We start from the raw sequence: 24,425 nt of genomic DNA, 5'->3' as shown, positions 1-24,425 counted from the left end.
ATTTGAAAAAAGTATCTTCTTCTTTTTACCCGATAGAAATTGAGGAATTATAAAGTTTCTTGTTTCAACTGCTCTACAAAATTGTCGATTCGATGCAATTCTTTGGGAATATCAATGCCTTGCGGACAAAGCGGATTACACTGGCTACAGCCAATACAATGGTTTGCCTGGCGTAAACGAGGCACACTCCGGTCATATCCTATCAGATAAGCCCGACGAGCTTTACGATAGTTCTCATCTTGTTGGTTTTTCGGAACATTTCCTTCATTCACACATTTATTATAATGGAGAAGAACTGCCGGAATATCGATTCCGTACGGACAAGGCATACAATATTTACAATCATTACACGGAACAGTCGGATATTTCAACATTAACTGGGCTGTCTCTTCCAAGAAATCTTTATCCTCATCTGTTAACGGGACTAAAGGTGAATAAGTTCGGATATTATCCTGCAAATGCTCCATATAAGTCATACCACTCAAAACGGTCAAAACATTTTCCGGCGAACCGGCAAAGCGAAACGCCCATGAAGCGACACTTTCCGTTGGGCGACGTTGTTTCAAACGCGCAACAATGTGATCCGGGACATTCGACAACCGTCCCCCAAGCAACGGTTCCATGATTATTGCCGGAATATTCCGTTTAGATAGCTCTTCATACAAATATTCGGCATCCGTATTACGAGTATTCACTTCCTTTGCATGTTTCCAGTCTACATAATTAAGCTGGATTTGCACAAAATCCCATTTAATCTCTTCATGCCGGGAAAGCAAATAGTCGTACACCTCGACATCTCCATGATAAGAGAAACCCAGATTTCTGATACGTCCTGCTTTCCGTTCCTCTATCAGGAAATCGAGAATACCATTATCCAGGTAACGGTTTTTAAAGGACTCCATCCCCCCCATACCGACACTATGGAGTAGCAGATAATCAATATAATCGACTTGCAATTCTTTTAAGGAGTTATGAAACATGGCAATAGATGCTTCACGGCTCCAAGTATCAGGCGAAAAGTTTGATAACTTAGTAGCTATAAGATATTTATCACGCGGATAACGGCTAAGAGCAATACCTGTGGCATGTTCTGATTGTCCCTTACAATAGGCAGGCGATGTATCAAAATAGTTAACGCCATGTTCTAGCGCATAATCAACCAATTTATTGACCATCTCTTGGTCAATATCGCCATCACTATCTTTAATAGTTGGCCAACGCATACAGCCATACCCCAATATAGAAACTTTATCACCCGTGGAGGGATGGGTTCGATAGGTCATTTCTCCAACCGGAACATTTCCGGGATTTCCGCTTTCCTTCGAATAATTCTCTTTCGGACTACAACCATATAACGCAGCTGTACTTGTTGCAGTACCTACACTCAATACTTTCAGAAATTTCCGGCGATTTATTTCCTGTTTATTCATCTTTTCCATAATTCTTTGTTTTTAAACAGTTCGGTGATTTTCGTGTCCTTCTACATAAATAGCACTAAACGGACGAGACGGACACAAATTCTCGCAAGCTCCGCAACCGATACATCGCTCCACATTCACTACCGGGATTTTAAGAGACTTGGCATCATCCGGCTTTGAGGCAACCATAGTAATAGCCGAGACAGGACAATGCCGGGCACAATTGCCACATTCCATACCATCCGTCAACGGGATACAGTTTTTCTCTATCCATACGGCATGCCCGATTTGAATAGCCGATTTATCAGCACGGGTAATCGGAAGGATGGCACCAGCCGGACAAACTTCCGAACATTTTGTACACTCCGGACGGCAATAACCACGTTCATATGATACTTCAGGTTGCATCAGCTTCGCTAAATCCGTGGAAGGACGAAGTACTTGATTCGGACAAACCGACACACAAAGCTGGCAGGCTGTACAGTGAGAAGCAAAGTTGCGAATACTCTGTGCTCCGGGAGGCACTAACGGAGTAGCACGTTCCGGAATTTTTTTATCTTCGATGGTAGCCAATCCTCCATCTACTTTTTTCTCTTGTGCTTTTATAACAGAGGAAGTAGCAAACAAAGCTGTTACGGAAAGGAAATTACGACGAGTTTCATCCATCGGTTTCTTTCCGGCAATCACTTTTTCCGGTTTCGCTCCACTATTCGCTTCTACCTTTTTCAAGCGATAAGTATAACTGATAGCTCCATGTTTACATGTATCCAGACAATCCATACACACGACACAACGGCTGTAATCAATCTGATGCTTTTTCCCGTTAATACATGCAGCTTTACACCGGCGCGAACACAAACCACAATTATTACATTTTTTTGTATCAATCACCGGACGAAACAATGAATATTCTGACAGAACTCCTAACACCGTTCCCACCGGACAAATCGTATTACAATAAGTACGTCCATTACGCCAAGCTAATACAAATAGTGTTACCAAAGTGACAACAGCTATTATGAAAGTCGAAAGTCCTTTTATCCAAACTTCCGTTTCATAAAAAGCATAACTGTCGGCTCTTTCCGCCCAGTACGCCAGCGCATTGTTTCCCCACTGATAAAGCGGAGCAAACAGATTGGATACAATACGGCCATAAGAACTATAGGGAGCTAACAATGCAACCAGCGAACCGAAACCCGCTAAAATAGCAATGATAAATATCCCTAATACTCCATATCTCAACCAAGAAATGGCAGGCGAATACGAAAAACGATATTTTTTCTTTTTCCGTTTCCCGCTTATCCAAGATATGGTATCCTGAAATATACCCAACGGACAAATAACCGAACAATAAATACGTCCGAACAATAAAGTAAGTACCACAAGAAAAAAGATGACACCCACATTCAATGCCAATACGGCCGGTAAAAATTGTATCTTTGCCATCCACCCAAACCATGCATGAACCGTTCCTGTGAAATCAAGAAACAATAGCGTGATTAGTACAAAAAACACAGTTGCAACAATTAGTCTGATTTTACGTAGCATATATTATTTTTATTGATTAAAAAACTTTATAATTTCAAAATATTTAAGACAAGGCAAAAATATGTCATTTCGGTTAACCGGAACATACCGGAATTACAGAATCAGTAACCAATATTACCGATAACAAACTTTTTTTCTACTTCTCTCTGTGAAATATAAAGCATGAGAAGAAAATTAATAAAAAAACATAAAACTGATAAACTTTTCATATTTATATCTATATTTGTTTGAAATAGAGACCTTTATTTTAATTCATTCATTATGAAAATAGACAATGTAAACAAACTAATTTACGTATGCATGATATGTGTATCAACTATTCCGGCATTTGCTCAGCATGAACAATCTTCACTGGTAATCCGTATCGACGATATGGGAGCTTTTCATTCAGTTAATACAGCTTGTATGGAGACATATAAAAATGGGATAGCCCAATCCGTTGAAGTAATGCCGGTTGCTGCTTGGTTTCCGGAAGCTGTCAAAATGCTGAAAGAAAATCCGGGATTGGATGTCGGAGTACATCTTGTTGTGACCAGTGAATGGGAAAATGCGAAATGGCGGCCACTCACCCACTGTCCCAGTTTGACAGATGAAAATGGTTATTTTCGTCCCATGCTATTTCCTAATCCAAATTATCCGGGCCAGGCCATCATAGAAAACAAATGGAATTTGGAAGAGATAGAAAAAGAATTTAGAGCACAAATAGAAACAACTCTTAAAAATCTTCCGCAGACCAGTCATATCTCCGGACACATGTTTAGCTACGGTTTCGATGATAAAGTATATGAAATGGCTTTGCGTCTGGCTGATGAATACAACCTTTCCGTCGTCGACCGTGATGAACAGATGAAAAAATATAATTACACTTACATAAATTACGATGGCCCTAAAAAAACATCGGCAGAAAAAGAAAACAGCTTCATCAACGCAATCAATAAACTGGAACCGGGCAAACAGTACATGTTTGTAGACCATCCCGCTTTCAATAATGATGAAATGAAAACCGTTTTTCATATCGGCTATGAAGATGTGGCTGTAGACCGGCAAGGTGTCACTGATATCCTTACCAGTCCGCGTGTCAAACAAGCCATTCAGGAAAAAGGAGTTAAACTTATCAGCATCAATGCTTTGACCAAATCTTTACCCCGTACTGAAATGTCCGGAAAATTGTCAAAAGCAATGGACAAATATCTGAAAGCTGTAGAGAAATCACAGCAGGATTTGCATAGTATTATGATTGTACAGCATGGCAATGTACTGGCTGAAAAATGGCTGGGAGAAGGAGTCGAAAACAAACCGCATATTCTAAATTCCGTCAGTAAAACTTTTACTGCCACCGCTATCGGATTCGCCGTTGCCGAAGGGAAACTGAAAGTGACCGATAAAGTTATCTCTTTTTTCCCGGATAAATTGCCGGCGGAAATAAGTCCGAATCTAAAAAAAATGGAAATCCGCCACTTGCTGACCATGTCGTGTGGACATGATACAGACCCGACGGGACAGATACAAAGACAAAAAGATGCCGATTGGGTACAAGCATTCCTTGCCACACCTGTCGAGCATGAACCGGGAAGCTATTTTGTGTACAACAGTGTCGGAACTTACATGCTTTCCGCCATTATCCAAAAAGTAACCGGACAAAAAGTAATCGATTATTTATCTCCCCGGTTGTTCCGTCCGTTAGGTATCACCGGCGCATACTGGCAGGAAAGTCCTCAAGGCATCAATTGTGGGGGTTGGGGACTGTTTCTGAAAACGGAAGACCTTGCCAAAATGGGACAATTCTTCCTGCAAAAGGGAGAATGGAATGGCAAACAATTGCTTCCCGTTTCCTGGATAGATGAAGCAACCACTTCCAAAATAGCCTCTTATCCTTCAGGTACACGTCCGGAGAACCTGAAAATGAAGCCCAAAGACAGTGATTGGTTGCAAGGATACGGTTATCAAATGTGGCGCTGTCGCCATAATGGTGTCCGGGCAGACGGAGCAGACGGCCAATACATTATTATATTGCCGGAAAAAGATGCCGTAATTGTTGCAACCGCACATATCGGAGATATGCAAGCGGAGCTTAATTTAATTTGGAAACATCTGTTGCCTTGCTTGTAAGCAACTATGCAAAAGGAAACTTATTATGTCTGATTCGTTTCACGTTCGATGAACGCAAAAAACACGAACGTTGAACGCAAAAGCATCGAACGTATTTTTTGCGTTCATCGAACGTGAAACGGAAGAAGTATTATGAGCTTTTGAAAAAAAAACGAAGCTATTCTACATGAAAAACTGCGAATGTTACTTATTATCGGCAGTAACCATTCTTTTAATAGTTAAGATTTGCCGAAACGAGAAGCATCCACTTTCTCATGTTCCTTCTTTTTGAAGCCACCGAACTTCCAGATAAAAGAGACAGTAAAGCAACGTGTATCATCCAGTTGTTTTATCCTGCTGTATTGCCCAGACTCGTCTATTTCGGTGACAGGCACGTTGCCCTTGAAAATATTATTACACTTCAGCATCAAAGTTGCTTTATCATCTGCAAACTGCCATTTTAATGCAGCAGTCACGTCATACAGATTACTCACCGAATAGATACCCTGTACAGCTCCACTTAAATACATGCCGTTCAAATCCAGTTTCAAATTGGGGCGGGATTTGGAAAGTGTAAACGTATTATTCAGAATTGCCTGTATTACATATTTCACGTTGTTGAATGACAAATCATGGAAATGAACGGATTTTTCTTGCATACGTATTCCGGTCAATGTTGCTTGGCTACTCCAAAACTCTCCGACACGGAATGGAACAACGGCACCAATTCCCGACTGAAGCTGAAAATCCATATTTTCATACCGGAATATATTCTTTAATTCCGACGTACTCTGATAAGGTAATTGTGCAAAATAATCCGGATCATAACTGGTAAAAGCGATAAACGTATATTTCTGCTTTAGGATATAAAGCAATTGTCCCTCATACGAGCAAAACGGTTTCAGGGCAGGATTGCCCACAACAACGGAATAGGAATTCAATGGTGTCTGCTGCGGTGTCAAATTCCAGTAAGCCGGATAAGTTTTATCACTGTTCACATTCAGCTGAAGGATATGACTCGGACTGAACATATAACTCAGTGATGCATTCGGGAAAAATGCCCAATCATCCCAAAGAGTAGACTTAACTCCGTTAGACGTATAATCCGACTTAAAATATTCCGTTTTCAGGGAGGCGGTTGCCGAAAAATGCTCATTAAAACTCTTAGATATCTCTGTAAAAACATTTCCGCTATACTCTTTCTGACGGTTATTTTCCAGAGATGCCGGATCCAATTCGTAACCATTACCTTTATTATAATAGTAATCTATAGACGTTTTTGAAGAGGTGAAACCGCCGTGGACACCATAATTCAGTGTCCACCCGGCTCCAAAAGTGTGGGTATGGTTAATAAATAGTGCTCCTTGTGAAATATCCTGCTTCGAATTATTCTGCATATCAGTCAAAGTTCCACTTTTACCATTTTCCACAAAAGTTTGGAAAAACGGAGCATGATAGCGGGTGAAATCTCCCCCGGCTATCAAGCCGAAATGACTGTTATACTGAAGGCGGACGTTATGCAAAGTACTCTTATCGTCAACATCCGTCCGACTTTCGCGTTCATCAAGAGCAGATACAGTTGGTTTCAATTCTTGGAAACTTATAGCAGAAATGCGATAAGTTTCCGATTTCTTAGGATTCAGATAATAAGAGGTTGATAATTTATCCTCATTCTTGAACGTATAATCCAACCCCAAGCGTATTGTTCCAGTTGTAGGGCTTGCACTTCCTCTCCCAAGTTGGTTGATTTCTGTAACTTTATCCTGTAGAGTATGACGAGCCAAAATATCTTCTCCCATATAGGAACGTCCCTTATACCCATCAATCAGAAAATCCACACTTAACCGGGAAGTCGAATACAACAGGTTCGCATGTACTTTTCCTCCTGAATAATGTTGCTGAAGATAATCGACTCCCACCTCACCTTGCAAAGTTTGAGCAGTATCGGTTACAGTATCCAATACTACATTAATCAAGGCTCCTTTCATATTATAACGCGCCGGAGCATTATACATTACCTCTACATTTTGGACACGGGAAGCCGGTATTGTCTTTAATAAATTAATCAATTGTTCCATTGACATCGTGGTGAGTTGCCCGTTAATAACAATTCCCGGAGAACCGGTTCCCAACAACTGTACAATATCATCCTTTGCGACAACACCCGGAATTTGTGCCAAAACCTCAAATGCATTATTGAGAGCTTTATCCTTCATCAATTGAGGGACATCGTATTTCAAAGCCCCGTTTTCCACTTTCACCTGCGGACGTTCAGCCTTCACGACAACACCTTCCAATTCGTAATCTTTACTTTGAAGCAGAATGCTTCCGGCATCCGCCGAAGATATTTCTTTCTGAACCGGTTCATATAACAGATGTTGGAACAAAAGACGATATGTTTGAACGGCCTGATGTTCTAACATAAAATCACCAAGACTATCCGTTACGACAGCATCCACATAAATAGAATCCAATGTTTGTAATACAACAGCTACCCCATCAACCGGATTATTATCCTGATTTATCACCCTTCCATGAATGTTTTGTGCCTCCATCATGCTGTCACTGACTGCTAGAAAAAAGATTGCATAATAAAGTAGTTTCATCGTCATTTATTTTTTATTCAACATTGCAAAGGAAAATCCTTTCGACGAGAAACTATGTTATCACTGGCTTATGGAGTGTTATTTAGTCTTATCACATTGGTTGAGCAAAACGAAGCTGGAATAGATAGTCAATAAAATAACAAGCTGGAAAACAAAGAGATAAATAGCAAAAAGCATGAAAGCGGTTAGACTCAAAAGACCATGAATCAGCCTGTTTCAGACAGGTTAGAGTTACCTAATATGGGACTCTCCCATTATGATTCGAACAACAATCAACTGAGTTGAATGGGGGACAATCAATAACTGACCAGCTTTATGCGAATGCCAACTGTTGCGACATCCAGGCTCGAAAGTTACGTTTGCTATCGGAGCATTCTCTTATTCGATTATTCACCTAAATTTCTTGTAAAGGCAAGTGTAGAAAGTTTCCATTTGCTGTTTTCCATTACATAGACTTCCGTAACGATAAAAGGGAAACGTACAGTGTTGCCTCCGACTACCGAGTTCAAATGAATCCGACTGTAAACCGTTGCCGTTCCTACCGCAAACTTTACCTGCACATCGTGTATTTCGGCTTTCTTGTACCAATAGCTGCAATCTGTTCATTCTTTTTCAATGGCATAATCACTAATCACTTTCAGCGCTTTAAAAGCTGTCGGAAAACCGATGTAGGGCATACACTGTATAACTGCAGCAGTGATATTTTCAATGCTATTCCCTATTTTGAGGTTACTTTCTAAATATAAACGTAGTTGCTCGTCCATACCCATAGTCGTTATTACACAATAAGATAATAGTTCACGAGTTTTCAAATCCAGCCCGGCACGAGTTTGGAAATCACCGAAATGTACTTCCGTAAGATAACGTGCAACCTCTTCGTTCATTCCGTCTGGTAGTCCTTTCAGCATATCCTTAATACAGGTTCCGTAGCGCAATTGTTGAATGGCATATCCTTTCTCGTAGCGGTCGGCTTCGGTTGTAGTAGCCTGATTTTCCAAAGGTAACTTTATGCCTCTTTGCTCAAATATTGAGTTTATTGCACTTAAAGCATTCAGCGTTTTTGGAAAGCCAATATTTGATGCACATTGATAGATAGCTTCACGAAGTTCTATCGGAGTAACTCCGACATTTAGGGCTGCAGCCGAATGGGCTGCGAGTTGCGGAAGTTGCTGCATAGTAGCCAGAACTACACAAGTAATTAATTCTCGTGTTTTCATATCTATATTACCAGTGCGGAAAACTTCTCCGAAAATATACTTTTGCAGTATATCCATCATCTCGGGATCTGTACCTTTTCCGTTTAATGCTTCTCCTTCAAAGAGGGTTGCAAAATTTTCTTTGCAAACATTTATCCTATCCATTGTTGTAACTGTTTTGTTTGTTTTATCATTTGCTTGCGGCATCTTCTTAAATATCTGTAGCATTGTTGCAGGAGCAAGCGCATTCATATCTACTAAATCAAGTGATTTGACCATGTGTAACGTCTCTGTCTTGTATTTCTGAAAGTGAGCAGTCTTAATATGATGCTTGTACGCTTCATCCGAAGCATAAATTTCGAGTATGCGTATCTGACAAGAATCTCGCTTTAACTGCATCGGGTGGATACAGATAACTCCCGGTTCCTGACTGACAGAAGTTATGCCTACTGTGCGGGCATATTGCAGGTATTCATCGAGATATTGTGCATAGACCTCAATCTCGGAAATACGCACAAGCATCTTGTCGGCATTTACAACCTGTGCCGATAAATGAAGTGATGTTATCATAAGCGATAAGATGATTAGAATGTTCTTTTTCATTTGCTAAATAATTTTCGAGCATTTTTTGAGAATATCATTTCGATATACGAAGATAGTTCTCCGTCTATCTCTAAGTAAGATTTTATCCTATTAAGAACGGTTATTAATAAATTCTTCATTGTTCTATCCTTTTTTGTTTGAAACATTTTTTAATAATGCAAAATTAGACGCTTTTAAAATGATAGCTGCTATACTTATTACTGACTCTTCAACCATTTTTACGGATTCTGCATTTTGACGTATTAGTTTCGGGACAGATATTCGGTGTGGAGAATTGAACCGTGAAATCGACAAATATACCAACAGCCTGATATCCCGTAGCATCGAGATGTTCATTGCCAAGCAACGTCTTGCCGACACATCTTTATCCATTAACGAAATAGCGGATGAATTGGGGTTCAAATATTCTACCCACTTCACCCGCCTATTCAAAAAATGCGTAAGTGTATACACTACTTTAAATTTCCTTTATGCCCTGTTCTTTATAAAACAATGACTTTATTATGAATTACATGTCTAATACAGTTTACACTGTACAAAGTGTATAGATTTACCAAAATGCTTCCTAATCGTTACCAAATCATTAGAATAAGATATCATAACCATAACATAAACTTACTATTTCATTATTTTTTTGCTTGCGATAAGGTATACAAACCAATAACCGATCCTGTAAATCCTCCGGCTGTAGCCGTCGATAAATAACCGGCATCAATATGACTACATAATGAATTCCAGTTTTCATTTTTAACAGAATAGAAGAAATCATAATGAGTTCCTTCGGATACTACTTTCAAATCAATAACTTTTGTATCTTGATTAATTACCTGGCTCGCTAATATTTTAGTTTCCAATTTTCCTATTTGCTCAAGAAAAACACTTTTCCCCGTATCCGTTTTTCTGACTGCTAAGAAATATTGATGATTTTCATCCTTAAATAAAAGAAGTCCGGCCGCTTCTGTATCATCGGAAGGGTCAAATAGCATTCGAGTGGTGCATTCAAACTTATGATGTTGCATACGACGACATACAAAAGCTGGGGTTTTCTTTTCGGAAGCACTTACATCCGTACATTTTAACGTAAGATACCCCGGAGTTTCAGTCAAAGAATATAAATCGGAAGCCGGTCCTCGTAAAGTCATCCAAGCCATATCTAAAGTTGTACCATCAAAAGTTTCACATATCTCGAAATTACCGAAAGTAACAGTAGTATCCCGTTTAACCCCCTCTCGCTTTTCGACCAAGGGAATCAAATCTTCTCCTTGAGTCATATATGGAAAGCCATCTTCGCTCCATTTAACAGGTATCATAAACGTTTCACGACCTAAATTTTCGAACCGGTTGTCAATAGGGCGACAAGCCAAAAAGACTGCCCACCAATCCCCTTCTTTTGTCTGAACCAAATCTGCATGCCCTGCACATGTCACAGGATTCGGACGTTTGGAATCCAAATGCCTTTGTGTCAAAATCGGATTATTCTTCCACGGAATAAAAATCCCCATTGGAGAGTCGCCACGAAAAATAACTTCGGAATGCCAACCACCTGTTCCTCCTTCCGCGGACATCAGAAAATACTTTCCATTAATCTTATACATGTGAGGACCTTCAATCCAGATGGGTTTGTCCTCCGGACGTGCTCCCTTATTGACTAAAATCAGGCGGGGGCCGACGGTCTTATCATTCTTAATATCAAATTTTTGGATGCGAATGGTACGGTGACCACTATATTCCGGTTTGTTTTCCGGAGCATCATCATTATTAATGATATAAGCATCACCATTATCGTCGAAAAAGAAAGAAGGATCAATTCCGGTAACTTCAGGCAACATAATCGGGTCAGACCATTCACCGAATGGGTCTTGCGTTTTTACAAAAAAGTTACCGGCTCCCACGTTTGTCGTTATCATATAGTAAGTCTTATTATGCGGATTATAAGAAATTGCCGGAGCGAAAATACCACCACTAACATTTTGACCATTCATATTAACCAATTGGGAAGGACGGTCCAATATATGACCTATTTGTTTCCAATTCACCAAATCTTTACTATGGAAAATAGGAACACCCGGGAAATAGGTAAATGTTGAAGTTACTAAAAAGTAATCCCCCTCCCCATTCGTACAAATGCTAGGATCAGAATACCAACCTGGCAAAATGGGATTATAAAAATCATTCTCATTAACCAGAGGATTAGAGATATAAAAATCATCATTCCCCTTATACGTGAAATTATCGAATAGGGCTACAGACTTTCCTATTACCGGGAGTGGTTGTCTTTTCTTTAAACTACAAGATGTTACCGATATTCCCAACACACACACACAGAACAGTGGTATTAACATCCATTGCGAAAATTCTTTTTTTCTCATTGTGTTTTCATTTTATTATTATAGTATTTCCTTTAATTGCAATAACAGCATTCTTTCACACTCCGTTTTTTGTTTCAAAAAGTTTCACATCACAAAATCAACAACATTTGTTTTGCATATCTACGACCTAATATTCGATACCCTTCAGCATCAAAATGTAAATAATCGGAGGCACACCCACAGCCATTGGAGGGAATAATGTACGCATTGTGAATCTGCTGTGGCAATGTAGCTATGATTTTATTCATACTTGCACATTTTCCACCTTTGTCGGCATTTACCAATTCTCCGGCTAATAAAGGGACCTTTTCGGCTTTCAGGTTCAAATCAGATAATAAATCATCATAAATTTTTTTCACCTTTCTCGGCCATTCCACATCATTGGTATTCGACTCCCCTTGATGCAATAAAAAACCTTTTATGACGCCATCTTTTTGAGCCTGACGAGCCAACTCGACCAATCGTCCATAAGGATTTCCCCCATACTCTTTAACCATATTAGTCAACCAATCAGGGACATCGTTTAAATATGATTGATAACTATCTTTATCAAACAATTCGATTTTACAACCACCTATCGCAACATTAATCACTCCCACCCGAACATTATCCGGTAAAGAATCCACTAAGGTCCGACCGAAATAATCAACCGGAGTAAGCCCTGTATGACAACGTACTAAAGGAGGCACAGCTGTATACCATTTACCTTTTTCGCGCTTCAGTTCAGGACAGTCTACGGCAGCCAAAACCTTAAAACGTTCATTGACACCTACAGTATCTTGGGCCTCTATTTTTGCATTTCCTTCCATATTCGACTGCCCGAAACACAAGAATATATAAAAGTTCTTATCTTGTGCCGAAAGACTCATTCCGACCAAAAGAAAAACAAAGAACATGAACTGTCTCATATAATCATTTTTACAAAATTATTCAGCAAATTTCCAATAATCAAAATACATGATATTACTTGGTGCATGTCCTTTAAAAATAAAAAAGACGTCATGAACTCCTTTGACTGGAGCAATATCCATATCAACCAAAGCCCATCTGTCATCACCACCTGTACACGGAACCCGAATCGTACCGATTAATGCCCCATCAACTTCATCCAGACGAACTTCCATTTCAACACCACCATTATGGGTAGTACCAACTCTGGCAAAGAATTTAGAAGCACCTTTCTCCCGAAAATCAACATTCCTGACTTTCGTATAGCTACCATTCTTCATCGCGGTTATAAAAACTCCAACTTGATTATTCTTGTAAGACTTAACTCCTTCAGACCAAGCTATCGTTTCCGCTTCAGTCTTCACGTAAGGATTAAGTGTAGCCAAAGGCTTTTCAAGTCCGGAACCCATTTTTAACTGAGGGAATGATTTATCTTTATTGAAGTTCAGTTCATCTACGCATACAGAGCGTGTAAAGCCGCCTCCCCCCGGTAAAGAACCATTATGATAAAAAAGATAAGTCTTACCTCTGAAATCGATAATTCCCGGATGGTTCGTAAAACTCCGCCCTTCAGTCGGCATCAATACCCCGCCATATTTCCATGGTCCGGTAGGCTTATTGCTTGTTGCATAACCAAGATGTTCAGGGACAGGGCCTCCTGCATACAGCAGATAATACATTCCATCATGCTTATAAAGCCAAGGACCTTCTTCGTAAAGGGTAGGCCTTTCCTGATTTCCATCACGCTTGCCAAAAGATTCCACAGTCATAGGTACACGAACAATATCACCCTCATATGAAATCATATCCTCATTTAATTTTACATAATAGCAATTCGGATTTCCCCAATACAGATAAGCTTGGCCGTCATCATCAATGAAAACGGTAGGATCTATATCTCCATGTCCACTCCTGACCAAAGGCTTTCCCAACGGATCAATAAAAGGCCCATAAGGACTATCGGCCACAGCTACTCCTATCGCTCCCTGATTATCTTTTGCGGTAAGAGGTGTGTAAAGATAAAATTTCCCGTCACGTTCAATACACTGTGCCGCCCACGCATTCCCTTTTGCCCAACTGAAATCCGTATATGACATTACAGCACCATGATCAGTCCAGTTCACCATATCATTGGTTGTATATAACCTCCAATCATTCATTGTGAACCAAGTAGACCCGTCTTCATCATGACTGGTATACAGATATACTTTATCATTATACATCATTGGAGCCGGATCGGCTGTATAGTTGGTTTGAATAATCGGATTTTGAGCTAGCACAGCGACTGGTGTCAAAACCAATAATGAAAACAGACCTAAAGACTTTAATTTGTTCATATTTTTTCTGATAAAAGAGATATGCTGTTCCCAATCCTAAAATAGTCATAGTCCACATATCCACCTGTTTTTTTTGTTGCATAATTAAACAAAGCGAAACGATACCCCATAAAATGCGATAACATATAAGACATTTTCAAAGGTTTACCAATTGGTTTCCAGTTTTTTCCATCCATACTATAATAGAAATATCCGGTATCCGCACGGTTTTTATAATCCGCTTCTACTTTGAACCAAGCTGTTTTACCATTAAAAGGTATAGTAGCCAATTCTTCATAATTTTCATTTTCTCGATTACTGTTCTGGGCATTTCCTGCAAATATAAACTTTTTCCCATTTTCCATCTTCACCCCTACAATTCCATATTGTTGCTGTAGAAGGCCAATCCCTGCAAAATCACCATCTTTCATCTTACTTACGTCCATTGCTATTTCACCGGAACATTCAGGTCCAAAGGTTCGTTGCGTCAATGTATTTTTTGCATCGATAAAGCTCTTATTCAATCTGAAAGTAGTCAAGCGCAAATAACCGGGACGCTGTTTAACAGACCAATACTTATTATCCGGATTATGATTCCATTGCCAAACCAAAGGTAGGTCCCGCTCACCCGTCTTTCTTGAAAATTCATCGGAAGCAACAATCCCGGGAACTACAGGTTGTTTCGCATCCACATCTAGAAAATCAGGAACAATTCCATTCTCACCAAACACCGGCCATCCGTTTTCCCACTTCATCGGAACTAAATACGGAACACGTCCTACAGCACCATAATCACGAAAAAAATAGCCATACCATTTTCCATCTGGAGTATCAATAAAACCACCTTGAGCTACCCCCTTGTCTTCAAGTGCCACACGCCCTTCATAAGGCCCCATTATATTATCCGAACGATACACCAAAACCGTACGCATACTATTTTTAGGCCAAGTAATGAGAAAGAGATAATACTTTCCATTTTCTTTAAACATTTGAGCACCTTCAGCAGGAAGCATCCTCTCCTTTCCAGTAATTGCATCAGCGTTTTCAATAATAATTTTGTTTGTTTGATTTTCCTTTATCCCTGTCAAATCATCTTTCATCTCCCTAATGCCTACATTTCCACCGCAACTTATAATATATACCTTGCCGTCTTCATCAAAAAACAAGGAATGGTCATGAACCATCGGTTCATACGTTTTGACTTCCCAGGGAGTCTTTTCCGGGTCCTTTGTCGAAAAAAGATAATTTTTTCGACTATTGTTTGAAAAGGTTGACACATAAAATATACCGTTATGATAACGCAAGCTACTAGCCCAGGTACCACCACCATAAGCATTCTGACCATTTTCCATTTCATAGGCATCTAATGAACCTAATGTTTCATACGCATAACTTGCCATCTCCCAATCAATCAAATTCTTCGATTTCATAATAGGAGTACCGGGATTCATATGCATCGTCGTACTACTCATGTAATACGTATCGCCAACTCTTATCATCGACATATCCGGGACATCTGCCCAAATAATAGGATTGTGAACTTTTTGGGCACTAACACTCAAACATAGGCTTAGCCCTCCCAGTAACATAGCTTTTCTAAACAACAGTATCTTCATATCTTTTCATTTTCTTAAACAAGTAGAATGTTTCTCCGGCGATTATCCTATTATCCATTTACTGCCAGGTATAAGCGAGATAATTTTTGTCGTTATATAACAGCATACAAATGTACTTACTGCAATGCTGGGTATGGCGGCAACAGTTGGTAGTTCCAATGTGTGCTTGAACACAGTCACCCATAGTCCGAGCCAGAATATGTGCATTAAATATATACCATAGCTGAGTTTCGACATTTCTGTTATGAGTCGTGGAGAATTCGGGCGGTTTATACATGTGAACATAAGGAACGTACCCGTTGTAAGAATCACACAGTTGATTGTGCAGAAAGCCCATCCTATTTCTATTACTGGTGTGGAAAGAGTTTCTCCGGGTATAGCCTGAATATAGAACGAATAGATAGTCAATGCAGCCCCGATAATCATTAAAACGGTTCCTATAGAAAGGCGTTTGGAACGGTCCCATGTTAGGTGTACACGTATATAATGTGCTAGTACGAGGTATCCCAAATAGCCTGAGAAGTACCATAACATGTGGTATTCATTCCAAAAACATTGTCCCCATATTTCACCGGACCACCGGTTGAGATACGGCATACATGTCGATAACAGGAACAGCCCAATGAAGAAACGTTCTTCTTTTGCTGTAGCCTTGCTTAACCACGGAGATATTATGGGTATGAAAAGATAAAGGCTGATTAGAGGATACATGAACCACATGTGTCCGGCCTGCGAGGGAAAATTCAGTAATATTCGCGATAAATCCTTTAATGATGTTTCTCCATCTATTTGTCCCCACAGAAGAGGCAGGGTACTGTAAAGTATCATAAATATGAATAACGGTGGCAGAATACGGGTAAAACGCCGACGATAGAATTGCCATGAGGTCTGTTCTTCCTTCATCGGCACAAGAAGAAAGGCGGAAACAATCATGAACAGGGGCACCGCCATGCGTGAGAAGCCGTCATATACAGAGACCCATAGTCGGTCGGCCTCGTTAGACAAATAGGATTGTGGCCCCGCCATGTCTGTAGATCCGGCAGCACCGTAAAAATTTTCACTGGCGTGCACAACTATGACAAGGAAACATGCAAACACGCGTACATAATCTAAGAAAACAATACGTTTCATCCTTTTTAGAGTTTTCTGGTTATTAAATTAGAATAGTAAGATGATTTCTATTTTATCCTTTTTATGCCTTCATCCCGGAAATACTTTGTTCATTTCCAAGATGCTGCTTTATTTTTTGAGTGTAAAGATAACCATTCTTTTAGATATCAGTGGAGTTAATAGGACATAAATATTGATGAATCCTATTTTTTGAGGTAAAATAAGATCGTTTTGGCATAAAAAAAACGAGTCGACACAAATACGTATCGACTCGAAATCTCATTAACCAGTTGAATTTCAACTTTTTGTTTTGTGTCGGGGTACCAAGATTCGAACTTGGGACCCCCTGCTCCCAAAGCAGGTGCGCTAACCGGACTGCGCTACACCCCGTTTTGCAATCATTTTCCTTAATTGCGGTGCAAAGATACGTATTTATTTTTAAATACAAAATATTTCATTGTTTTTTTATTTGCGTACATTCGCAACAGTAAGAGATCGGAGATTATAGAATCATAAAGTTTTATGAGTCCTAAGCATGAACATATTGCAAACCAATCTGTTATAAATTAAATGTGCAATAAAATTAAAAACAAAAGAAGATATGATAGTCGCATATATCCGTACATACTCAAACAATCAACAAGCAGAAAGTCAGAAAAATGCAATAGAACAATTTGCCAGAAATAAAAAAATAGAAATAGATAAATGGATAAAAGATACAAGAAATACACCCAGAAACAAAAGTAAAATTGAAGAATTAATAAAAGGCATGCAGGACGGTGACATATTGATTGTTGCCGACATAACCCGCTTAAGCCGTAAACTTACTGAAATCATGCATCTTATCTTGCTTAGTATCGAAAAAAAGGTAACAATTTACAGCATAAAAGAAGGATATGCTTTTGAAAACAATCTGGATAGCAAGACCTTAGCATTCACCTTCGGGCTCGTTTCGGAAATAGAAAGTAAATTAATTTCGGCTCGCACCAAAGAAGCACTTATCCTTAGCAAAAAAAACGGTACTAAACTTGGACGTCCGCAAGGTAGTCCTAAAATGGAATATTTACTTTCTCAAAAAAAACAAATTGAAAAAGAACTAAGAGATGAAAATACTACTTATGCGGAACTTGCGGAGTATTATCAAGTATCCCTTAGTGGCTTTAAACGTTTCGTAAAAGAAAATTTACCCGAAATCTCGTCCAAAAGAAAAAAGAAGTAACGGAAAGAAAGGTCTGCTACGCCTTTTTAAGGGCTAAACCAGTAAATAAATAGCAATAAAATGACAAACACTTCCCCCCAATACAAAAAGATGCCAGACAGGATGCATATATTTATATCTGTCAAAGAAAAAGAAAATACTACCGGCGGTATAAAACACCCCTCCTGCAATTAACCAATATAAGACATCCATAGAGTTTGTCCGTTGAAAAACATCTATTAAAGGTTTGAAGGCTATAATAACCACCCACCCCATTGCCAGATAACAGGCTGTTTTCAGATGGTCTGTCTTTTTCATTTTACGAAAACTGAGATATACACCAATAGCTGCCGCTGCCCATACAAGCACAAACAGGGTCCATCCCCAATAACCTTCCTGACGAAGTGCAACAAGCGAAAATGGCGTATATGTTCCGGCTATATGCAAATAAATAGCACTATGATCGAAACGACGCAATATACGCTTCTGTCGCGCATTACCTGAAGCATGATAAAAAGTAGAAGTCACATACGAAAGTGTCATGCAAACCGAATAAACGGCAAAACTTCCGATAGCCCAAGGATTGCCGCTTCGGATAGCCGCCAACATTAAAATAATGATAGCTGCTATTCCGAAAAGCATTCCAGCACCATGAGTCAGAACATTTGCAACTTCCTCCTCGTGAGTTTGTCTTTGTTTACTCATCCTTATAATAATTGTTCAGCCTTAAAGCCGGCTTCAGTAACGGCCGTAATAACAGCTTCCGGAGAAACAGATGCCGATACTTGTAATACTTTGTTCGAATCAGACAAATCGATAGACCAATCTGCCGAAGTCATTAACTTATTCAGTTTTGCACCTATTGCAGAAACACAGCCGCCACACTTAGCGTTTGTTTTAAATTTCATTGTTGCCATACTTATTCATAATTTATTAGGAAGACAAGCATAAACCTTATCTCCGGATTATTTAATCTATTATAATTTCATAAATTTTAGTCGAAGACTATTCAGCACTACAGAAACTGAACTGAACGCCATTGCTGCACTTGCTAGCATAGGGTTCAATAACAAACCGTTTATCGGATACAACACACCTGCCGCTAAAGGGATACCTATTATATTATATATAAAGGCCCAGAATAAATTCTGATAAATTAGCCGGACCGTCTGTCTGGACAGCCGAATAGCTTCCGGTAACAGTAATAGGTCGGATGTAATCAATGTAACCATTGCGACATCCATGGCTATATCTGTCCCTTTTCCCATCGCAATACTAACATCAGCACGCGCAAGGGCCTGCGAATCATTAATGCCATCTCCCACCATTGCCACTTTTCGCCCCTGCCGTTGAAGTGCCTGGATATACGCCTCTTTATCGTTTGGCAGCACTTCCGCTTTATATCGTTCTATACCTAACAAGGCAGCAACCTGTTCAGCTGTTTTAGCCCCATCACCTGTTAGCAGATGAACTTCAATACCTAATCTTTTCAGCTTAAGAACCGCCTCTGCGGATGTGGGTTTAATACGGTCAGATATAGCCATAACAGCTAACAACTTATCCTCTTTTCCATAAAAAACGACACTTTGCCCCTCTTCCTGCCATTTTTCCATTTCAGCTTTTGCTTTATCAGGTATGACAACTCCTGCTATTTCTAGCAATCCCCGGCTACCGACCCAATAGGCAAGACCTTTTAGATGTATACGGATACCACGTCCGGTAAGGCTTTCAAAGCTTTCAACGTCACAAACCGAAACGTTAAAGTTCTCATCAAGCCAACGGATAATTGCCGAAGCCAGAGGATGTTCGGATTTTTGTTCTGCTGTATATAAAATATTCAGAATATCAGGAGTTGCTTCCGAAATCCAATAAACACCATTCACAACAGGAATACCTTCGGTTAACGTACCGGTTTTATCCAGTACCACCGTATTTATTTTGCAAAGATTTTCTAATGCGAAAGCATCTTTAATCAGGATGTGTCGCTCCGCCCCTTTCCCCATTCCAACCATTAAAGCTGTTGGAGTTGCTAAACCCAAAGCACAAGGACAAGCAATAACAAGTACAGACACAGCCGACAACAATGCATAAGAAAAATAACTTTCCCCGCCTATTACCAGCCAACAAATAAATGTCAATACCGATAGAGTCACTACAACCGGAACAAATATACCACTTATTTTATCAACAATACGCTGAACTGGCGCTTTACTTCCTTGTGCTTCCTGAACCATCTGTACAATTTGTGACAAAACAGTCGTATTACCGACCCCGGTTGCTTTCATTGTAAAAGCCCCTTTCTGGTTAATCGTTCCTGCCAATACTTTATCTCCCGGAGATTTCTCAACAGGTATTGGCTCTCCGCTCAACATGCTTTCATCTACAGTCGAAAAACCCTGCAATAACAGTCCGTCAACTGGAATTTTTTCTCCCGGACGAACACTAACCACATTTCCGACTTGCAGAGATGAAATCGGAACCTCTGTTTCTACTCCATCTTTCACCAAACGAGCTGTCTTTGGCTGCAACCCCATTAATCCTCTAATAGCTGAAGAGGTACTGTTTTTAGCTCGTTCTTCCATCAATTTTCCTAACAGAACAAAAGCGATTATCACACCGGATGCTTCATAATAAACATGTGGTTCCAAACCTTTCTCATACCAAAACTCAGGATAAACAGTATTGAACAAGCTAAATATGAAAGCAATAGAAGTACTTAATGCCACCAAAGTATCCATATTTGCTTTTCCTTTCAAAGCATGGCGGATACCACTGTTATAAAAGTTTCTACCGAACAATACCATAATGACTAATGCCAACACCATCATTATCCAATTACCACCAGGTACATGCATGAACACCATACCCAATAACACCAACGGTACAGATAATATCCAAGCCCCGATTGTATTACGTTTCAAAATACGATAATGTTTATGAGCCATCTCCTCTTGCATGGCAACAGGGTCTTCCGCATCGATAACAAGATCATAACCAGAAGCACGAACAGCATCCTGCATTGCCTGCAGTGTAATGACAGACGGTATATATTTTACGGTAAGTGTATTTGATGCAAAATTGACAGTTGCCTCTTCCACACCCGGAAGGGCATTCACCGTACTTTCCACATTATTAGCGCAAACCGCACAACTCATTTCGAGTACGGGCAGCACCTTGGTCTCTGTTACTTTCATACTTCAATATAGTTATCTTATTCCAAAGATAGAACAAAGATAGAACAAAATGGTTTCCTCGCATATTCGACAGGCTATGAATTTTAATAGAATTATTTGCACAAAGAGGCTATTATTTAACATTAAGATGCACGACCTTTGCTTCATAAATCTAACAAACGATTAAAAACAAAGCATATGATACTTGACTCACTGAATAACACAACAAAAATCGAAAGCCTTCATCCTTTATTCAAAAAAGCTTTTGATTATGTGAAATCCACAGATTTCTCCAAAATGGAAGATGGAAAATATGAAATAGACGGTTCACATCTATACGTCAGCATTGCCAGCCTTTTCGGAAAAGAAAAGAAAGATGCGGCCATTGAAACTCACAAAAAATATATCGACATACAGCTTCCTTTGGCCGGTGTGGAAAAAATTGGTTGGAAAGCCGGCTGCGAATTGCAAGAAGAGTCGATTCCATACAATGAAGAAAATGATATAACATTCTATGTGGACCGTCCTACAGCTTACACAAAAATCTATCCGGGACAGTTTGTTATTTATTTTCCTGAAGATGGCCATGCTCCAGGAATTGGGCAAGGAGCCATTCGAAAAGTAATCGTAAAAGTTCAAGTAAAAGGGTAAAATGTAAAAAAATACTCATTTTTATCGAATCCACCCTGAAAAGTATCAAATAAACACGAAATTCTCTTTGATATCCAAAACCTTTTAGTATTTTTGCACCTAAATACTGTTATCAGTAATAGTTCCCAATGAAAATTTTAAATACTGACCTTTTCTTGATATTCAATCAGGAGGAGGTGTTGTTTTTTATAATTTTCAGTAAGGATATGCTACAACAGTAAGCAAATAATAAACAAAAAACAGACTAGGGTAGTATCAAATTAGAAAAAATGAAGTCGATTTTGATTGTTGATGATAAGCCTGAAATTGCTAAAATAATAATGATTTATTTATCCAGTAATTTTCAGGTAATGTATAAAATGAATCCTGTAGAAGCCATTTCTTGGATGAATGAAGGCAATATCCCTGATGGAATCATATCAGATTTGAATATGCCCGAAATGAGCGGGGAAGAATTTGTATGCTACTTGAAAGGAAATGATTTATTCAAGAATATTCCAATTCTGGTATTATCGAGCGAGGAAGGTAGTTCTACCAGAATACGATTGCTGGAGAAAGGAGTTGAAGATTTTATTATAAAACCATTCAATCCTGAAGAGTTAAAAATCAGAGTAAAAAGACTTTTCAGATAAATATATGGAATATATTTTTTGGGGAAAACACCCATCTTTGCCTAGCCGGCTGGAAAAAGCTCTAAATCACACAGTCATTAAATGTCAAAGTAATATGCAACTTTGTCAAACTCTGCTCCATACTCAGAACACCAACTTTTGTATCTTTATGATAATGAATGATGTAAAAACTGATATTATTACCATTCAGCAAATACATCAGATTTATTCTCGTATCTATATTATCCTATTTGGAAAAATTGTAAGTAAAGAAGATAAAATAGCCTATATAAAAGCAGGTGTCAACTGTGTTGTCACAGAGGAGATAACAAAAGAAGATTTGAGCCAAATGCTTACCATAGCAGATAGCTTTTTAATAAAACAGAGTAAAAATGAAGAGAACTTGTCAGATATGGAACGGATATCCAACTTCCATCTTCCTTTTTGGAAACGAACGTTTGATATTGCCGCATCTTTAGGTGCCATCCTCTTTTTATCTCCCATTTTCATACTAACGGCAATTGCCATAAGATTGGAAAGCAAGGGGGCTATTGTCTATAAGTCAAAGCGCGTAGGTAGCAATTATAAAATATTTGATTTTTATAAATTTCGTTCTATGTACCCTGACGCAGACAAAAGGTTGGCTGAGTATAAAGCATTGAATCAATATACCACAGTTTCAGAAGAACAATATTGTTCTTCTGAAACTGCAGAACTGCAGTTAACCCCTACATCAGGTAATAGTTCAACAAATACTATTCTGTTTTCTGACAATTATACGACATCCGAGAATGAATATCTAAAAAATAAAATGTCGGAACGTAGCAACGCCTTCTTCAAATTAGAAAATGATCCGCGTATTACCCGTATCGGTCACATTATCCGTAAATATAGTATTGACGAATTACCGCAACTCTTTAATATCCTAAAAGGAGATATGTCGGTCGTAGGCAATCGTCCCCTACCTGTCTACGAAGCAGAACAGCTCACATCCGACGATTATATAGAACGATTCATGGGTCCTGCCGGTCTCACCGGGCTTTGGCAGGTTGAAAAACGAGGCAACGGCGGTAGCCTCTCTGCTGAGGAAAGAAAACAACTTGACATCCGGTACGCCAAGGAATTTTCCTTTTTATTGGATATAAAAATCATTCTCAAAACGTTCACATCCTTTATTCAAAAGGAGGATGTTTAAATCAACATCGATGAAATTTTTTTTAACTTTAATAATACTGCTTTTATCTATCTGCATTTCTGCCCAAGACGTCCTGTCGTCCTCCACCGGAACAGAACTTGCGAGTACAGACACTATCTCTATTATGGAGGAACTGGATGCTCTTGAAAACCTTGAGTTACCCCCCTTATCCATATTCTTAGAATCGATATATGATCATCCATCGATTAAGATTTATGAAGCAAGGCGGGACGAAGAAAAAGCGATACTAAAAGAAACGCAACTCAAGTGGCTCAATTTTTTTCGTGCAACCGGTACTTACCAATACGGACAAGTAACAGGATTAACAAAAACAGAAACAGATGAGCTCATGTATGCTTTCAGCAGTAGAGCACAACACCAATATAACGCAGGTATTACGGTTTCTATCCCTTTTGGCGATCTTATTATTCAAAAACAGAAAAACAAAGCACAAAAAAGCCGTCTTGATCAAATTCAATATGAATATGAAATATCCATTGAGGAAAGAAAGTTAAAGATTTTAGAAGCCTATAATCTTGTCGTTAAAGAACTTTCCACACTTAAAGTTAAAGCAGATGCTGTAGCCCTATATAACGCCCAAATGAAAATATCAGAGCAGGATTTTATAAATGGAAAAATTGATATCATTTCATTGTCATTGGAAAGAAGCCGTCGAACTTCAGCTGCAGTAACGTATCAGGAAGGGAAAGCCAGTCTACATAATTCCATTACATTATTAGAAATGCTTACCAATATTAAAGTAATAAGCAGATAAGTCA

Annotated in this window: 18 protein-coding genes, 1 tRNA gene and 3 pseudogenes; 7 read left to right on the top strand and 15 right to left on the bottom strand. The window is 39.1% G+C overall.

Translation table 11 applies throughout. The features are described 5' to 3' along the window. Nucleotides 1-47: 47 nt before the first annotated feature. Both DW103_RS01030 and DW103_RS01025 read right to left on the bottom strand, forming a co-directional pair. Nucleotides 48-1,439, bottom strand: coding sequence for an aldo/keto reductase (locus DW103_RS01030; protein WP_122273802.1), 1,392 nt, complete (start codon nt 1,437-1,439; stop codon nt 48-50). A 12-nt stretch (nt 1,440-1,451) separates the two neighbouring features. Further along, nucleotides 1,452-2,966 carry a 4Fe-4S binding protein gene (locus DW103_RS01025; protein WP_122273801.1) on the bottom strand — a complete coding sequence of 505 codons (1,515 nt, stop codon included), beginning with the start codon at nt 2,964-2,966 and terminating at the stop codon, nt 1,452-1,454. Between the two features lie 261 nt (nt 2,967-3,227). On the opposite strand from DW103_RS01025, the gene DW103_RS01020 reads away from it, so the two are divergent. Further along, complete coding sequence (locus DW103_RS01020; protein WP_122273800.1) at nt 3,228-5,075, top strand: ChbG/HpnK family deacetylase; 1,848 nt, start codon at nt 3,228-3,230, stop codon at nt 5,073-5,075. A gap of 218 nt (nt 5,076-5,293) precedes the next feature. Here DW103_RS01020 and DW103_RS01015 read toward each other — a convergent pair whose 3' ends face one another. The 4 genes and pseudogenes from DW103_RS01015 to DW103_RS01000 form a co-directional block, all read right to left on the bottom strand. Next, the gene (locus DW103_RS01015; RefSeq protein ID WP_122273799.1) at nt 5,294-7,666 is read right to left on the bottom strand and encodes an outer membrane beta-barrel family protein; all 2,373 of its coding nucleotides are present in this window, start codon (nt 7,664-7,666) and stop codon (nt 5,294-5,296) included. A 288-nt stretch (nt 7,667-7,954) separates the two neighbouring features. Next, a pseudogene (locus DW103_RS18360) lies at nt 7,955-8,035 on the bottom strand (cupin domain-containing protein); the annotation flags it as partial. 11 nt (nt 8,036-8,046) lie between these two features. After that, nucleotides 8,047-8,235, bottom strand: a pseudogene (locus tag DW103_RS18355) (nuclear transport factor 2 family protein); the annotation flags it as partial. A gap of 27 nt (nt 8,236-8,262) precedes the next feature. Continuing rightward, complete coding sequence (locus tag DW103_RS01000; protein ID WP_122273798.1) at nt 8,263-9,459, bottom strand: carboxymuconolactone decarboxylase family protein; 1,197 nt, start codon at nt 9,457-9,459, stop codon at nt 8,263-8,265. 328 nt (nt 9,460-9,787) lie between these two features. Between DW103_RS01000 and DW103_RS18350 the strand changes: the two genes are divergently transcribed. Then, nucleotides 9,788-9,955, top strand: coding sequence for a helix-turn-helix domain-containing protein (locus tag DW103_RS18350; RefSeq protein ID WP_370453446.1), 168 nt, complete (start codon nt 9,788-9,790; stop codon nt 9,953-9,955). A gap of 130 nt (nt 9,956-10,085) precedes the next feature. On the opposite strand, the gene DW103_RS00990 is transcribed toward DW103_RS18350, so the two are convergent. The 6 genes and pseudogenes from DW103_RS00990 to DW103_RS00965 form a co-directional block, all read right to left on the bottom strand. Further along, the gene (locus DW103_RS00990) at nt 10,086-11,828 is read right to left on the bottom strand and encodes a glycoside hydrolase family 43 protein (protein ID WP_122273796.1); all 1,743 of its coding nucleotides are present in this window, start codon (nt 11,826-11,828) and stop codon (nt 10,086-10,088) included. Nucleotides 11,829-11,920: 92 nt separating this feature from the next. After that, nucleotides 11,921-12,736: pseudogene (locus DW103_RS00985) on the bottom strand (sialate O-acetylesterase); the annotation flags it as partial. An 18-nt stretch (nt 12,737-12,754) separates the two neighbouring features. Next, a complete protein-coding gene (locus tag DW103_RS00980) occupies nt 12,755-14,113 on the bottom strand; it encodes a glycoside hydrolase family 43 protein (RefSeq protein ID WP_122273795.1) in 1,359 nt (452 codons plus the stop codon). Further along, nucleotides 14,110-15,708, bottom strand: coding sequence for a glycoside hydrolase 43 family protein (locus DW103_RS00975; RefSeq protein WP_122273794.1), 1,599 nt, complete (start codon nt 15,706-15,708; stop codon nt 14,110-14,112). Before DW103_RS00975 ends, DW103_RS00980 begins: the two co-directional genes overlap by 4 nt. Before the next feature lie 42 nt (nt 15,709-15,750). Continuing rightward, nucleotides 15,751-16,839, bottom strand: coding sequence for an acyltransferase (locus tag DW103_RS00970; RefSeq protein WP_122273793.1), 1,089 nt, complete (start codon nt 16,837-16,839; stop codon nt 15,751-15,753). A 294-nt stretch (nt 16,840-17,133) separates the two neighbouring features. Then, nucleotides 17,134-17,208: transfer RNA gene (locus tag DW103_RS00965), tRNA-Pro, on the bottom strand. Nucleotides 17,209-17,419: 211 nt separating this feature from the next. Here DW103_RS00965 and DW103_RS00960 point away from each other — a divergent pair. Then, on the top strand, nt 17,420-18,037 hold the full coding sequence (locus tag DW103_RS00960) for a recombinase family protein (protein ID WP_122273792.1): 618 nt from the start codon (nt 17,420-17,422) through the stop codon (nt 18,035-18,037). Between the two features lie 33 nt (nt 18,038-18,070). On the opposite strand, the gene DW103_RS00955 is transcribed toward DW103_RS00960, so the two are convergent. Genes DW103_RS00955 through DW103_RS00945 form a run of 3 tightly spaced genes read right to left on the bottom strand, consistent with a single transcriptional unit; the run spans nt 18,071 to nt 21,210 of the window. Then, nucleotides 18,071-18,721: a hemolysin III family protein gene (locus tag DW103_RS00955; protein ID WP_122273791.1), complete on the bottom strand. Its 651-nt coding sequence runs from the start codon at nt 18,719-18,721 to the stop codon at nt 18,071-18,073. A gap of 2 nt (nt 18,722-18,723) precedes the next feature. Then, a complete protein-coding gene (locus DW103_RS00950; RefSeq protein WP_122273790.1) occupies nt 18,724-18,933 on the bottom strand; it encodes a heavy-metal-associated domain-containing protein in 210 nt (69 codons plus the stop codon). 60 nt (nt 18,934-18,993) lie between these two features. Continuing rightward, nucleotides 18,994-21,210, bottom strand: coding sequence for a cation-translocating P-type ATPase (locus tag DW103_RS00945; RefSeq protein ID WP_122273789.1), 2,217 nt, complete (start codon nt 21,208-21,210; stop codon nt 18,994-18,996). Between the two features lie 177 nt (nt 21,211-21,387). On the opposite strand from DW103_RS00945, the gene DW103_RS00940 reads away from it, so the two are divergent. The 4 genes from DW103_RS00940 to DW103_RS00925 all read left to right on the top strand — a co-directional run bounded on the left by DW103_RS00940 (nt 21,388) and on the right by DW103_RS00925 (nt 24,421). Continuing rightward, nucleotides 21,388-21,840: a YhcH/YjgK/YiaL family protein gene (locus tag DW103_RS00940; protein ID WP_122273788.1), complete on the top strand. Its 453-nt coding sequence runs from the start codon at nt 21,388-21,390 to the stop codon at nt 21,838-21,840. A gap of 269 nt (nt 21,841-22,109) precedes the next feature. Further along, nucleotides 22,110-22,472: a PleD family two-component system response regulator gene (locus DW103_RS00935; protein WP_122273787.1), complete on the top strand. Its 363-nt coding sequence runs from the start codon at nt 22,110-22,112 to the stop codon at nt 22,470-22,472. Between the two features lie 4 nt (nt 22,473-22,476). Continuing rightward, on the top strand, nt 22,477-23,646 hold the full coding sequence (locus DW103_RS00930) for a sugar transferase (RefSeq protein WP_122273786.1): 1,170 nt from the start codon (nt 22,477-22,479) through the stop codon (nt 23,644-23,646). Between the two features lie 10 nt (nt 23,647-23,656). Continuing rightward, nucleotides 23,657-24,421: a TolC family protein gene (locus DW103_RS00925; RefSeq protein WP_122273955.1), complete on the top strand. Its 765-nt coding sequence runs from the start codon at nt 23,657-23,659 to the stop codon at nt 24,419-24,421. Nucleotides 24,422-24,425 lie beyond the last annotated feature (4 nt).

Source organism: Parabacteroides sp. AM08-6 (assembly GCF_003473295.1).
Lineage (GTDB): Bacteria > Bacteroidota > Bacteroidia > Bacteroidales > Tannerellaceae > Parabacteroides.
This window is presented reverse-complemented; position numbering and strand designations above follow the sequence as displayed.